Below are 13662 nucleotides of genomic sequence, written 5' to 3' on the forward strand. Positions count from 1 at the left end.
GTCAGGCGAACTCCTGGGGGACGGTCGTTCCGGCGGGGCGTCCCGTGCGCTTCTCGACATCGATGGCCTGCTGAAGGAGCACGACCGCCGCAACCTGGTCAACAATGCTACGAGATTTCCGCTGTGATCGGCCCGCATCCCGCAAAGCCGCGTGCGCGGAGACCGTGCTGAGCCGTTCGTCGACGAGTCGCACGGGTGCGGAACCGCCCGTGGACAGCGCGTCGGCGAACTCGCGGGCATCGACCGTCGATGCGGTGTCCTCGCCCCGCATGTTGAGCGGAAGACCCACGAGGATCTCCATCGCCCCCCACTCGGCGGCGAGCTCGAGCACACGCGCAACCGAGGCGTCGGTGCGAGGCACGGTCTCGACCGGCACGGCCAGCATGCCGTCGGGGTCGCAGCGGCTGACGCCGACGCGGGCTCGTCCCACGTCGACTCCGAGACGCACGCCCCGACGGAAGCCGCTCACGCCGCCAGCGCCTCGCCGACGGCAGCCAGCGCGCGCGGCAGCGCCGAGACGTCCGCACCGCCGCCCTGCGCGACGTCGTCGCGGCCTCCGCCGCCCCCGCCGAGCACCGCGGCGGCAGCCTTGGCGAGAGGCCCGGCCTTCGCCCCTGCGGCCCGCGCGGCTTCGTTGACCGCGACGATCACGACCGGCCTGCCGGCGACCTCGCCGCCGAGGGCCACCACCCCCGCGCCGGAACCCAGACGCTCGCGCACCTGGAGCGCCAGGGAGCGCACATCGTCGGCGGAGCCCGCGGCCCCGACGGACTCGGCGACCACACGGAAGCCGCCCACCGGCGACGCCGACGCCGCCAGTGCGGGCACCCGGTCGCCGAGCGCCTTGGCCTCGTACGCGGCGATCTTCTTCTCCGCGGCCTTCAGGCTCGCGGTCAGCTCCGCGATGCGCGAGGGAAGCTGTTCCCGGGGCGTCTTCAGCGTGGAGGTCAGCTGCGACACGAGCGCGCGTTCGGCCGCCAGCGAGCGGAAGGCATCCAGACCGACGAGCGCCTCCACGCGTCGGTTCGAGGCTCCGACGCTCGACTCCCCCACCAGGTTGATGAGGCCGATCTCGGCGCTCGTCGACACGTGGGTGCCCGCGCAGAGCTCGCGCGACCACGGACCCCCGATATCGACCATGCGCACGGTGTCGCCGTACTTCTCGCCGAACAGCGCCATGGCCCCGAGCGCCTTGGCCTCGTCCAGGGCGAGTACGCGCGTGGTCACCTCGAGGTTGTCGCGGACGGCGTTGTTGGCGATCTCTTCGATCTCGCTCCTGGTGGCTTCCGACAGTGCCTGGCTCCACGAGAAGTCGAAACGCATATAGCCGGCGCGGTTGAGGGAACCCGCCTGCGTGGCGGTGCGCCCGAGGGTGTCGCGCAGGGCCGCGTGCACCAGGTGGGTCGCGGAATGGGCCTGGCGCGCCGCACGCCGGTTGGCGGCATCCACCACCGTGGTGGCAGGCTGTCCGACGCCCACTTCGCCCGTCGTCACCTGCACCGTGTGGCTGATGAGACCCGCGACCGGCTTCTGGACGTCGAGGACTTCGAGCTCGAAGCCGGGCCCGACGATGACGCCCTTGTCGGCGACCTGGCCGCCCGACTCCGCGTAGAGCGCCGTCTCGGCGAGGATGACCTCGGCGATGTCGCCGACAACCGCCCGGTCGACCGAGACCCCGTCGACGAGGAGGCCCAGCACGGACGACTCGGTCTCGAGGTCGGTGTAGCCGGTGAAGACCGTCTCGCCCTTGGCCCGGAAGTCGCGGTACGCGCTCGTGTCGGCCAGTTGGCGCTTGCGCGCCTTGGCGTCCGCCTTCGCGCGGGAGCGCTGCTCCTGCATGAGGACGTCGAACGCGGCGCGATCGACGGTGAGTCCCGCCTCTTCCGCGATCTCCAGGGTCAGATCGATCGGGAAGCCGTACGTGTCGTGCAGCAGGAAGGCTTCGGCGCCGGCGAGGGCCGTGCCGCCCGATCGCTTGGTCTCGGCGACCGAATCGTCGAGGATGCTGGAGCCGGCGGCGAGCGTGCGCAGGAAGGTCTCCTCCTCGGCCAGCGCGTAGCGCGAGATGCGCGGGTAGTCCGCCTCGACCTCGGGGTAGGCCTCTTTCATCGCATCCCGGGATGCGGCGAAGAGCTCGGCGAACGTCGCCCCCTCGACGCCGAGCAGGCGCATCGAGCGGATGGCGCGGCGCATGAGGCGGCGGAGGATGTAGCCGCGGCCGTCGTTGGCGGGGGTGACGCCGTCGGCGAGCAGCATGAGCGACGAGCGGACGTGGTCGGCCACGACGCGGAACCGCACGTCATCCTCGGCGTTCGCGCCGTAGGTGCGACCCGAAAGCGCGACCGCGCGGTCGAGCACCGGGCGGACCTGGTCGGTTTCGTACATGTTGTCGACGCCCTGCTTGATGAAGGCGACGCGCTCGAGACCCATGCCCGTGTCGATGTTCTTCGCCGGCAGCTCGCCCACGATGTCGAAGTCGTACTTCGAGCGCACGTTCGTGATCTCGTACTGCATGAACACGAGGTTCCAGATCTCGACGTAGCGGTCGTCGTCGGTGGCGGGGCCGCCGTCGATGCCGTATTCGGGGCCGCGGTCGAAGAAGATCTCGGAGCACGGGCCGGCCGGTCCGGGGAGGCCGGTGCTCCAGTAGTTGGTGTCCTTGCCGAGCCGCTGGATGCGCTCCTCCGGCAGGTCGGTGAGCGAGCGCCACAAGCCGTGCGCCTCGTCATCCTCCTCGTAGACGGTGACCCACAGGTCCTTCGGGTCGAACCCGAGTCCGCCGGCGCTCTCGGGACTGGTCAGCAGCTCCCAGGCGAAGCGGATCGCGCCCTCTTTGAAGTAGTCGCCGAACGACCAGTTGCCGAGCATCTGGAAGAAGGTGCCGTGACGGGGGGTCTTACCGACCTCTTCGATGTCGTTCGTGCGGAGGCACTTCTGGACGTCCGCGGCACGGGCGTACGGCGCGGGGACATCACCGCTCAGGTACGGGATGAACGGGACCATCCCCGCCACTGTGAACAGCAGTGCGGGGTCGTCCGTGACCAGCGACGCCGAGGGGACGATGACGTGGTCGTTCTTCGCGAAATAGTCAAGATAGCGCTGGGCGATCTCCGCGGTCTTCATTCAGGTCCTCGCAGTAGGCGGTCTTCTCCCCCGTGACCGGGGGCGCGTCGGGTCAGTCGGTGGTCTTGCGCGCGGCGTCCGCGACGTCGTCGGCGGCGTCTGCGGCGGTGGCGCGCACCGGCTCGGCGGCGCCGGCAGCGGCATCCTTCACCTCGTCGACCAGTCCCGAGAACCGGGCCTCCTGCTCGCGATAGGCCTCGCCGATGCGATCGGTGAACTCGGTGATGCGGGCATCGACCTCTGCGAGGAGCTCGTGCCCCCGGGGGTCCTTGTTCATCATGTGGGCAACGACGAATCCCCCGGCGATACCCGCCAGGAACCACAGCACGTTCTTCATGTCACCACTCCTCGGCCGCCGGCACGGCATCGATCCATCGTAAGCGCAAACGCCGAAGGGCGCCGGGTTGCCCCGGCGCCCTTCGGTCGCGCGTGCGCGGGTTATCGCGCGGCGTAGTACTCGACGACGAGCTGGACGTCGCAGACGACGGGGACCTCGGCGCGCTTGGGGCGACGGACGAGGCGGGCCTGCAGCTTGTCGAGCTCGACCTCGAGGTAGCCCGGAACGGGGGGCAGCACGTCGGCGTGACCGCCGGCGGCGGCGACCTGGAACGGCTCGGTCCCCTCGCTCTTGGCCTTGACGTGGATGAGCTGACCCGGCTTCACGCGGAACGACGGGCGGTCGACCGTCTGGCCGTCGACCAGGATGTGACGGTGCACGACCAGCTGGCGCGCCTGCGCGGTGGTGCGAGCGAAGCCGGCACGCAGCACGAGGGCGTCCAGACGCATCTCGAGCAGCTCGACGAGGTTCTCACCCGTCAGGCCGTCCTTGCGGCGGGCCTCGTTGAACGTGTTGCGCATCTGCTTCTCGCGGATGCCGTACTGCTCGCGCAGACGCTGCTTCTCGCGCAGACGGACGGCGTAGTCGCTGTCCTGCTTGCGCTTGGTGCGGCCGTGCTCACCCGGAGCGTAGGGGCGCTTCTCGAGGTACTTCGCCGCCTTCGGGGTGAGGGCGACGCCGAGAGCGCGGGACAGGCGGACCTTGCGGCGGTCCTGGGACTTCGTAGGCACGAAGGATTCCTTCCATGACGTGGCCGCGGCTTTCGCGGCTCACGGACGTATCGCCCTACTCCGCCCGTCGATCCGCACGCCGGGGCGGCACCGAACGGTGGGTGAAGGAGAAGGGGGATGCCCGAAAACTCGGTTTCGAGCCGGTCAATCCTAACAGATCGCCCGATCGCGCCTGGAAATCCCTCCGTCCTGCCTGCGGTGGTCAGGATCCGGGGTCGAGGATGCGCCGGATCCGCTCGAGACGGGCGGAGATGTCGCGCTCGGCTCCGCGCTGCGTCGGCTGGTAGTAGCGGCGCTCGCGCAGCTCGTCGGGCAGGTACTGCTGGGCGACGACCCCGATCTCGCTGTCGTGCGGGTATCGGTAGCCCTTGCCGTGGCCCAGGCGTTTGGCACCCGGGTAGTGGGCGTCCCGCAGGTGGGGCGGCACGCGGCCGATCCCCCCCGCGCGGACATCCGCGATCGCCGCGTCGATGGCGACGTAGGCGGCGTTCGACTTCGCCGTGGTGGCCAGGTATGTGGTCGCCTCGGCGAGGGGGATGCGCCCCTCGGGCATCCCGATGAGCTGCACGGCGTCGGCGGCGGCCACCGCGATCGACAGCGCCTGCGGGTCGGCCAGGCCGATGTCCTCCGCGGCGGAGATGATCAGTCGCCGCGCGATGAAGCGCGGGTCCTCGCCGGCCTCGATCATCCGTGCCAGGTAGTGGATGGCGGCATCGGGATCGGATCCGCGGATGGACTTGATGAACGCGCTGATGACGTCGTAGTGCTCGTCGCCCTGGCGGTCGTAGCGCAGAAGCGCCCGGTCCACCGCCTGCGCGACGTGCTCGGAGTCGATCGCCCGCGTCCCACCAGCCTCGTCGGGCTCGGGCGCCAGCGATGCGGCCGCCTCCAGTGCCGTCAATGCGCGCCGCGCGTCGCCCGAGGCGAGCCGGATGAGCGCCTCGCGCGCCTCGGGCGTCAGGGAGACCGCCCCGGCGAGACCACGCGGGTCGGTGACCGCTCGGTCCACGAGCACACCGAGGTCGTCGTCGGTGAGCGGGCGGAGGGTGAGCAGGAGCGAGCGCGACAGCAGCGGCGCGATCACCGAGAACGACGGGTTCTCGGTGGTTGCGGCGATCAGCAGCACCCACCCGTTCTCGACACCCGGCAGCAGGGCGTCCTGCTGCGCTTTGGTGAACCGGTGGATCTCGTCGAGGAAGAGGATCGTCGACTGGCCGTAGAGATCGCGCTGGGTCAGGGCCTCCTGCATGACCTCGCGCACATCGCGGACTCCGGCGGTGATGGCCGACAGTTCGACGAATCGGCGTCCCGAGGACCGCGCGATCGCCTGGGCGAGGGTGGTCTTGCCGGTTCCGGGCGGACCCCACAGGATCACCGACGTCGCCGTGGTGCGCGCGTCCGCGTCCGCGAGCGCCACCAGCGGAGACCCGCGGCGGAGCAGATGCGATTGCCCTGCCACCTCGTCCAGTGACACCGGGCGCATCCGCACCGCAAGCGGCGTCTGCCCGGTGAACAGGGCGCTCGGTGTGGTCACCTCCCCAGGCTAATCGGCGGCGCGGACATCATCGCCGGGTTTGGCCGCGTCCGCCGCGCCGATCTAGGATCGAGCCGCTCGGCGAGGGGCCGGGCGGAGGAGGCTCCGTGGCCAAGCCAGGCAGAGACCGCGCGACGCGCGCGACACGCGATCGCGCGCGGCTGTATCAGGCGCGTCAGGATTTTCAGGCGTCGCTGGCCCGTCGGCGCACGCGCGACAACGTCCTCGCCGGGATCGCCGGCGGTGCGCTCGTCGTCGGCATCGTCGTCGTCCAGACCCTCTTCTTCACCGTCGGCCCCGGGGAGACCGAGCCGTCCCCCTCATCGACCCCGATCCCGACCGTCGCACCGGCTCCGAGCGGGACACCCACGCCCACTCCCGCCACCACACCTGAGCCCACGCCGACGCCCACCCCGTGACGGGCACGCCGTATCGCGAGCCCTTTCGGGCCGGTCGCCCGGCCGTACTAGGCTGGGCGCGTCCATCCCCCCACAGGCGGCCGTTGCCGCGATGAGGTGCAATCCGTGACTGCCGACGCAGAAACCACTCCCGACTCCCCCGCTGACGAGGCCTGGGGCCGCGTCGACGACGACGGCACCGTCTCGGTCCGAGAGACCGACGGCTGGCGCGTGGTCGGGCAGTTCCCCGACGGTTCCGCGGAAGAGGCTCTGGCGTACTTCGAGCGCAAGTTCGCCGATCTCGCAAGCGAAGTCACCCTCCTGGAGGTGCGCCACCGTCGTGGCGGCGCATCGGCGGCGGACGTCCGCAAGGCAGCCCGCACGGTGTCCGAGAAGCTCGACGGCGCCGCGGCGGTCGGTGACCTCGCGGGACTGCAGTCCCGCGTCGGCGCCCTGCTCGACACCCTCGAGCAGGCGACCGAGACCGAGGCCAAGGCGGCGAAGGAAGCCGTCGACGAGGCGGTGCGGGAGCGCACCGGGATCGTAGAGAGCGCCGAGGCGCTCGCCGCGCGCGACCCGAAGACCGTCCAGTGGAAGCAGGCGTCGGGCGAGATGACGGCGCTGTTCGAGCGGTGGCAGGACCACCAGCAGAACGGGCCCCGCCTTCCGCGGTCCACGGGCCAAGCGCTCTGGAAGCGCTTCCGCGACGCGCGCGCGACCGTCGATCGTCACCGACGGGAGTTCTACGCCGAACTGGACGAGGCGCACAAGTCGGTGCGCGACCGCAAGGCGCGGCTCGTCGAACGCGCGGAGGCCCTCGCCCCCCGCGGCGAGGACGGCATCGGCGCCTACCGCGATCTGCTCGATGAGTGGAAGTCCGCCGGTCGCGCGGGCAAGAAGGCCGACGATGCCCTGTGGGCTCGTTTCAAGGCCGCCGGCGACGCCCTCTACGAGGCGCGCGGCGTGCGCGAAGCGGCCGAGGCCGAATCCTCGCGCGAGAAGATCGCCGCGCGACGCGAGCTCCTCGAAGAGGCGCGTGCTGTCGCGGACGAGCGGGATCTGACCAAGGCCCGCGCTCTTCTCACCGGCATCCAGCGCCGTTGGGACGACCTCGGACGCGTGTTCCCCCGCGACGTCGAGCGCGCGTTGGACGACGACCTCCGCAAGATCGAGAACGCACTGCGCTCGCGCGAGGAGGCGGACTGGAAGCGCAACGATCCCGAGACGAAGGCCCGGGCCAACGACATGACCCGCCAGCTGACCGACGCGATCGACAAGCTTCAGCAGGAGCTCGACGACGCCCGCGCCTCCGGTGACGAGAAGGCGATCGCCGCGGCATCCGAAGCCCTCGAAGCGCGCAAGGTGTGGCTTCGGGCGCTCGGCGGCTGACCCTCCGCCGCGCATCCGACTCGGAGTTCTCCACAGCATCTGACGATGCGTCCCGGGCCGCGCACGGTCTGGGGCACACTGCCCGTATGCCGTCGCCGTTCCTGTACTACGCCGACCATCGGCTGTCGGTGGCCGAACTCACCGCCGCGCGCCTGGACGGGCACGTGGTCGAGCTCGGCGATGCGTACATCCCCGCCGACGCGGTGGAGACGGCCGCACTGCGTGCGGGTTCGCTGCGCGACATCCTCGGCACCGTCCTCGCGGCGACCCACCTCAGCGCTGCCTGGATACACGACGCGGTCGCCGATCCGCCCCCGCGTCACACCGTGCAGCGGGCGGTGCCGCGACGCCTGCATCACGTGCTCGGCAGGCGCTTCCGCTATCGGGATGCGATGATCCCGCCGCAGCATCTGACGGTCGTGGGCGGTGTCAACGTCACCGACCGGGTCCGCACGCTGGTCGACCTCGCCCGCGAAGGTGACGACGCCCACGGAGCTGCAGCGGCGGCGATGACGAACCGCTGGCCGGGCCTCGCCGAGGAGGCGCTGGCGCTCATAGCGGCCTCGGGCCCGTTCCCGGGCAAGCGTCCCGCGGCGGGGCTGATCGCGCGGCTGAGTGCTGAGCGAACCGTGGGGTCTCAGGACGAGGTGACGCGGTACACGTCGTAGACGGCGTCGATCCGTCGCACGGCGTTGAGCACGCGGTCGAGGTGCACGATGTCACCCATCTCGAAGACGAATCTGCTGATGGCGAGACGGTCGTTGGAGGTCGCGACGTTCGCCGACAGGATGTTCACGTGGTGTTCGCTCAGCACGCGGGTGACGTCGCTCAGCAGCCCGGATCGGTCGAGGGCCTCCACCTGGATCTGCACCAGGAAGACGCTCTTGCTGGTCGGCGCCCACTCGACGTCGATGATCCGCTGCGGGTCCTGCATGAGCGACGACACGTTGGTGCAGTCGGTGCGGTGCACAGACACGCCGCTGCCTCGCGTGACGAACCCGACGATCTCGTCCCCGGGAACGGGGGTGCAGCACTTGGCGAGCTTCACCAGGATGTCGGGTGCTCCCCGGACCAGCACGCCGGAATCCCCGCCCCGCGGTGCGCGGCTGCGGCCCACGGACGGGAGGTCTATGGGACCGGTGGAGGTGTCGCTCGCACTGACCAGCGACGTGACCTTCTCGATCACCGACTGGGTCGACACGTGCCCTTCGCCGACGGCCGCGTACAGCGCAGACACGTCCTCATAGCGCAGCTGCTGGGCGACCTCGGTGAAGGAGTCCTGGCTCATCAGGCGCTGGAGCGGGAGGTTCTGCCGGCGCATCGCGCGCGCGATGGCCTCCTTGCCCTGCTCGATCGCGTCCTCGCGGCGCTCCTTCGTGAACCACCCGCGGATCTTCGAGCGGGCGCGCGTGGACTTCACGAAGCCGAGCCAGTCCTGACTGGGGCCCGCATCCGGATTCTTCGAGGTGAAGACCTCGACGACGTCGCCGCTCTTGAGCTCGGACTCCAGCGGAACGAGTCGCCCGTTGACCTTGGCGCCCATCGTGCGGTGACCGACCTCGGTGTGCACGGCGTACGCGAAGTCCACCGGCGTCGCGCCGGCCGGAAGGCCGATGACCCGGCCCTTCGGCGTGAAGACGTAGACCTCTTTCGCGCCGATCTCGAACCTCAGGGAGTCGAGGAACTCCCCCGGATCGGCGGTCTCGGCCTGCCAGTCCGAGATGTGCGCGAGCCAGGCCATGTCGGCGTCGATCGCCTTGTCGTCCGGCTTGCCGCCGGCCATCCGCTCCTTGTACTTCCAGTGGGCGGCGACGCCGTACTCCGCCTGCTGGTGCATCTCGTTGGTGCGGATCTGGATCTCGACCGTCCGCCCGCCCGGTCCGATCACGGTCGTGTGCAGCGACTGGTAGAGATTGAACTTGGGTGTCGCGATGTAGTCCTTGAACCGGCCGGGCAGCGGCGTCCAGCGGGCGTGGATCGCGCCGAGGACGGCATAGCAGTCGCGCACGCTTCCGACGAGGATGCGGATCCCGATGAGGTCGTAGATGTCATCGAACTCGCGACCGCGCACGATCATCTTCTGATACACCGAGTAGAGCTGCTTCGGGCGCCCCATGACGCGCCCGCGGATGCGCAGATCCCGCAGATCCCCGTCGACGGCGTCGATCACATTCTGCACGTACTGCTCGCGCTGCGGGGTCCGCTGCTTGACCAGACTCTCGATCTCTGCGTAGAGCTTGGGATGCAGAACCGCGAAAGAGAGGTCCTCGAGCTCGGACTTGATGGCCTGGATGCCGAGCCGGTGAGCCAGCGGCGCGTAGATCTCGAGCGTCTCGGTCGCCTTCTTGGCCGCCTTCTCGGGGGGGACGAAGCCCCACGTCCGGGCATTGTGCAGTCGGTCGGCGAGCTTGATGAGCAGCACGCGGATGTCCTTGGACATCGCCACGATCATCTTGCGGACCGTCTCGGCCTGCGCGCTCTCGCCGTACTTGACCTTGTCGAGCTTCGTGACGCCGTCCACCAGCATCGCGACCTCGTCGCCGAAGTCGGCCGTCAGCTCATCCAGGCCGTACCCGGTGTCCTCGACCGTGTCGTGCAGCAGAGCGGCAGCGATGGCCTTGGGTCCCAGCCCCAGGTCGGCGAGGATCTGCGCGACGGCGAGCGGATGCGTGATGTACGGCTCGCCGCTCTGGCGGGCCTGCCCGGTGTGCGCTCGATCGGCCACGGCGTAGGCACGCTCGATGATCGACAGGTCGCCCTTGGGGTGATGCGTGCGCACCGTCCGCAGCAGCTTCTCGACGTCGTCCCGACGAGCGGCCCGGGAGAAGATCCTGGGGACGAGACGGCGCAGCGAGGACGGTGCAGGAGGAACCGTCTCCGCCATGCGCACTTCCCTCCCTGGATCAGACAATCCTACGCCCGCGCGCGGGCGCGTCCGTTCAGGCGGGTTGGCCTGCGAGCTCACGGGCGGCGAGCACCCGTGCGTCGCGGGACTTCATCGCCGGCTCGTTCTCACGCAGGAGCGAGTAGAGCGGAGCGGCGACGAAGATCGTCGAATACGCGGCGACGATCGTTCCCACGAAGATCGACAGCGAGATGTCGGTGAGCGTCTGCGCACCGAGCCAGAGAGCGCCGATGAAGAGGATCGCGCCGGTGGGGAGCACGGCCACGACGGTCGTGTTGATGGAGCGGACCAGTGTCTGGTTGACGCCGAGGTTCACCGATTCGCCGAACGTGCGTCCCGACACCTCGCCGTCCTCGCTGGTGTTCTCCCTGATCTTGTCGAAGACCACCGTGGTGTCGTACAGCGCGTACGAAAGGATCGTGAGGAACCCGATCACCGCCGCGGGCGAGATCTCGAAGCCGAACAGGGCGTAGATGCCGATGGTGATCACGAGCACGTCGACGAGGCCGATGATCGCGGCGATCGACATCTTCACGGTCCGGAAGTACAGGGCCAGGATCAAGAAGGTGAGGGCCAGGAAGATCGCCAGGCCCCACAGCGACTGCCGGGTGACGTCGGCTCCCCAGCTCGGACCGATGAAGGAATAGCTGACCTCGTCGGCGGAGACGCCGTACGAGTCCGCGAGGACGTTCGAGACCTCACGGCTCTCGGCGTCGGTCATCTGGTCCGTCTGCACGCGGACGGTGTCGTCGCCGACGGTCACCACCTTCGTGGTGGCACCCGGCACGACGGTGCGGACGGCATCGGTCGCGAGCGCCTGATCGGTGGTCGCCACCCCGCTGACAGTGAACTGCGAGCCGCCGGTGAACTCGATCGAGAACTGGATCGGGCGGAACAGGGGGACGAGGGCGGCACCGATCACGAGGACGGCCGCGATGATGAACCACAGCCGCCGGCGACCCACGAACGGGATCGAGGTCTTGCCGGTGTAGAGGTCGTTGCCGAACTGGCTCATGGAGCGCATCAGTCGTCTCCCTCCTTCGTGGCGGTGCGTGATCGACCGGTGTCGGCGGCAGCCATCTCCGCCTGCTTGCGTTCGGCGATCGTCTGGCGACGCACGGCCTCGCTTCGGGACTTGACCGCGCGACGACCCGCGCCGGTGTTCGCGGACGCGGCGACGGGGGCGCGGAACTGGGCCCGCCCGCGGTAGACCGCGCCGAGTGCGGCAGGGTCGAGTCCCGAGAGCGGGTGGCCGGATCCGAAGAAGCGGTTGCGGGCGAGCAGCTGCAGCACCGGATGGGTGAAGAGGATGAAGATCAGGACGTCGATGGCCGTGGTGAGGCCCAGGGTGAAGGCGAAGCCCTTCACCGTGGAATCGGCCAGGATGTAGAGCACGATGGCGGCCAGCACGTTGATCGACTTCGAGATGTAGATCGTGCGCTTGGCGCGGCCCCAGCCGTCCTCGACGGCGCTGGTGATCGACTTGCCGTCGCGCAGCTCGTCACGGATGCGTTCGAAGTAGACGATGAACGAGTCGGCGGTGAACCCGATCGTCACGATCAAGCCCGCGACGCCGGCCAGTGACAGGCGGAAGCCCATGCGCCACGCCAGGATGCACAGCGTGACGTACGTGAGCACGGCCATCACGCCGAGGGACGCGATGATGATCACGCCGAGGGCGCGGTAGACGGCGAGAGAGTAGATCGCGACGAGCGCGAGACCGATGAGGCCGGCGATCAGACCGATCTGAAGCTGCTGCGACCCGAGAGTGGCGGAGATCGAGTTCGAGCTCTCGACGGAGAAGCTCAGGGGAAGCGCGCCGTACTTCAGCTGATCGGCGAGGACTTTGGCCGTCTCCTGGGTGAAGCTGCCGGTGATGCTCGGCCGTCCGTCGAGGATCACGCCGTTCATCGACGGGGCGGAGAGCACGGAGCCGTCCAGCACGAAGGCGAACTGGTTCAGGGGCGACTCGGCGCCGTAGAGCCGCTGGCTGATCTGCCCGAAGGTCTCGGTCCCCTCACCGTCGAAGACGAGGTTCACCGCCCAGAGGCCGTTGGTCTGCTGAAGGCCGAACGTCGCATCGTCGATGGACGATCCGTCGAGCTCGACGGGCCCGAGGATGTACTTCACGGTGCCGTCGATGTCGCACGTGATGAGCGGCTGGTCGGTGGGCGCCGAGGCGGGGTCGTTCGCGGTGTCCGCGCAGTCGTAGGCGAGGAACTCCGCGTAGAGGCGATCGGTGATCCACGAGGGGTCGCTGCCGTTGGTCGGCTCGGCCGTCGGAGTGGCTGCCAGCGACGGATCCGGCGTCGGATACGGCGTGGCCGTCCCGTCTTCGCCCACGAAGGTGTTCGCCGGCTGACCGGCGAAGAGGACCGCCCGCAGCTGGAGCTGCGCGGACGCCTCGATGCGCTGCCGCGTCTGCTCGTCGGCCTGACCGGGGATCTGCACGACGATGTTCTGTCCGCCCTCGGTCGTGACGTCGGCTTCGCCGACGCCCGAGGCATCCACGCGCTGACGGATGATCGTCACCGCCTGGCTCATCTGCTCGGCGGAGGGGCTTGCGCCGTCCTCGGTCTGCGCCTGCAGGATGATCTGCGTTCCGCCCTGCAGGTCGAGGGCCAGCTCGGGCTGCCAGGAGCTCTCCTGGAAGACGTGCACGCCCAGCGCGTTGATGCCGAAGAGGACGGCGGTGATCGTCAGAAGTCCGGTGAGTGCACGCCAGGCGTGCCGGACGGGGGTGGATGTCGCCACGGATCAGCTCTCTCGGGGCCCCTTCGGGCGGTCAGACGTTGGGCTTGCGGTCCGCGTCGGTGTCGGGCTCGATCGGGCCGGCGTCATCTGCGGCGATCTCGTCGGCCGCCAGCGGCTCGGCGACGGTGTCGGCGTCGGTGCCGCTCACGATGCGCAGGATCGCCTGGCTGTGGACCTTGATGTCGACGCCCGGCGCGATCTCGACGATAGCGGGCTGGTCGAGGTTCTCGGGGTCGTAGGAGACGATCGTGCCGTACAGACCGCCCTGCAGCAGGACCTCGGCGCCGGGGACCGTCTGGCGCGCGCGCTCCTCCTGCTCGAGCTTCTGCTTCTGCATCCGCCGGCGCGAGCTCCAGAACATGAACACCAGGAGGACGACGAGAAGGAGGATGAGGCCGTAGTTGGCGAAGAATTCGGCGAAGCTCATGGAGGTGGGGGCACCTTTCGGTTCCGGCTCGCGCCAGAGCGGCACTGCCTGTGCAGGAGGGGGT

12 protein-coding genes are annotated in these 13662 nt (G+C 69.5%); 3 read left to right on the plus strand and 9 right to left on the minus strand.

Annotated elements, in window-relative coordinates:
• Nucleotide 1 precedes the first annotated feature (1 nt).
• From ruvX to Q9S36_RS14170, 5 genes are all read right to left on the minus strand, one after another.
• Nucleotides 2-469: a Holliday junction resolvase RuvX gene (gene ruvX / locus Q9S36_RS14150; protein ID WP_311285664.1), complete on the minus strand. Its 468-nt coding sequence runs from the start codon at nt 467-469 to the stop codon at nt 2-4.
• Nucleotides 466-3123, minus strand: a complete 2658-nt coding sequence (gene alaS, locus Q9S36_RS14155; RefSeq protein WP_311285665.1) for an alanine--tRNA ligase — start codon at nt 3121-3123, stop codon at nt 466-468. Before alaS ends, ruvX begins: the two co-directional genes overlap by 4 nt.
• Before the next feature lie 52 nt (nt 3124-3175).
• Complete coding sequence (locus tag Q9S36_RS14160) at nt 3176-3460, minus strand: ATPase (RefSeq protein WP_311285666.1); 285 nt, start codon at nt 3458-3460, stop codon at nt 3176-3178.
• 101 nt (nt 3461-3561) lie between these two features.
• Nucleotides 3562-4191, minus strand: a complete 630-nt coding sequence (rpsD, locus tag Q9S36_RS14165) for a 30S ribosomal protein S4 (protein ID WP_251449660.1) — start codon at nt 4189-4191, stop codon at nt 3562-3564.
• A gap of 202 nt (nt 4192-4393) precedes the next feature.
• Complete coding sequence (locus Q9S36_RS14170; protein ID WP_311285667.1) at nt 4394-5725, minus strand: replication-associated recombination protein A; 1332 nt, start codon at nt 5723-5725, stop codon at nt 4394-4396.
• A 107-nt stretch (nt 5726-5832) separates the two neighbouring features.
• On the opposite strand from Q9S36_RS14170, the gene Q9S36_RS14175 reads away from it, so the two are divergent.
• The 3 genes from Q9S36_RS14175 (at nt 5833) to Q9S36_RS14185 (ending at nt 8180) form a co-directional block, all read left to right on the plus strand.
• Nucleotides 5833-6144 (plus strand): dioxygenase, encoded by a 312-nt coding sequence (locus tag Q9S36_RS14175; RefSeq protein WP_311285668.1) that lies wholly within the window; start codon nt 5833-5835, stop codon nt 6142-6144.
• A gap of 105 nt (nt 6145-6249) precedes the next feature.
• Nucleotides 6250-7512, plus strand: coding sequence for a DUF349 domain-containing protein (locus Q9S36_RS14180; RefSeq protein ID WP_311285669.1), 1263 nt, complete (start codon nt 6250-6252; stop codon nt 7510-7512).
• Between the two features lie 86 nt (nt 7513-7598).
• Nucleotides 7599-8180: a hypothetical protein gene (locus Q9S36_RS14185; RefSeq protein ID WP_311285670.1), complete on the plus strand. Its 582-nt coding sequence runs from the start codon at nt 7599-7601 to the stop codon at nt 8178-8180.
• Here the strand turns inward: Q9S36_RS14185 and Q9S36_RS14190 are convergent.
• Genes Q9S36_RS14190 through yajC form a run of 4 tightly spaced genes read right to left on the minus strand, consistent with a single transcriptional unit; the run spans nt 8150 to nt 13598 of the window.
• On the minus strand, nt 8150-10396 hold the full coding sequence (locus tag Q9S36_RS14190) for a bifunctional (p)ppGpp synthetase/guanosine-3',5'-bis(diphosphate) 3'-pyrophosphohydrolase (RefSeq protein WP_251449664.1): 2247 nt from the start codon (nt 10394-10396) through the stop codon (nt 8150-8152). The genes Q9S36_RS14185 and Q9S36_RS14190 overlap by 31 nt on opposite strands.
• Nucleotides 10397-10451: 55 nt before the next feature.
• Nucleotides 10452-11441, minus strand: coding sequence for a protein translocase subunit SecF (gene secF / locus Q9S36_RS14195; RefSeq protein ID WP_311285671.1), 990 nt, complete (start codon nt 11439-11441; stop codon nt 10452-10454).
• Nucleotides 11441-13171, minus strand: a complete 1731-nt coding sequence (gene secD, locus Q9S36_RS14200) for a protein translocase subunit SecD (protein WP_251449666.1) — start codon at nt 13169-13171, stop codon at nt 11441-11443. The genes secF and secD overlap by 1 nt, the downstream gene beginning before the upstream one ends.
• A gap of 31 nt (nt 13172-13202) precedes the next feature.
• A complete protein-coding gene (gene yajC, locus Q9S36_RS14205; RefSeq protein WP_311285672.1) occupies nt 13203-13598 on the minus strand; it encodes a preprotein translocase subunit YajC in 396 nt (131 codons plus the stop codon).
• Between the last annotated feature and the right edge of the window lie 64 nt (nt 13599-13662).

Source organism: Microbacterium sp. ARD31 (genome assembly GCF_031844425.1).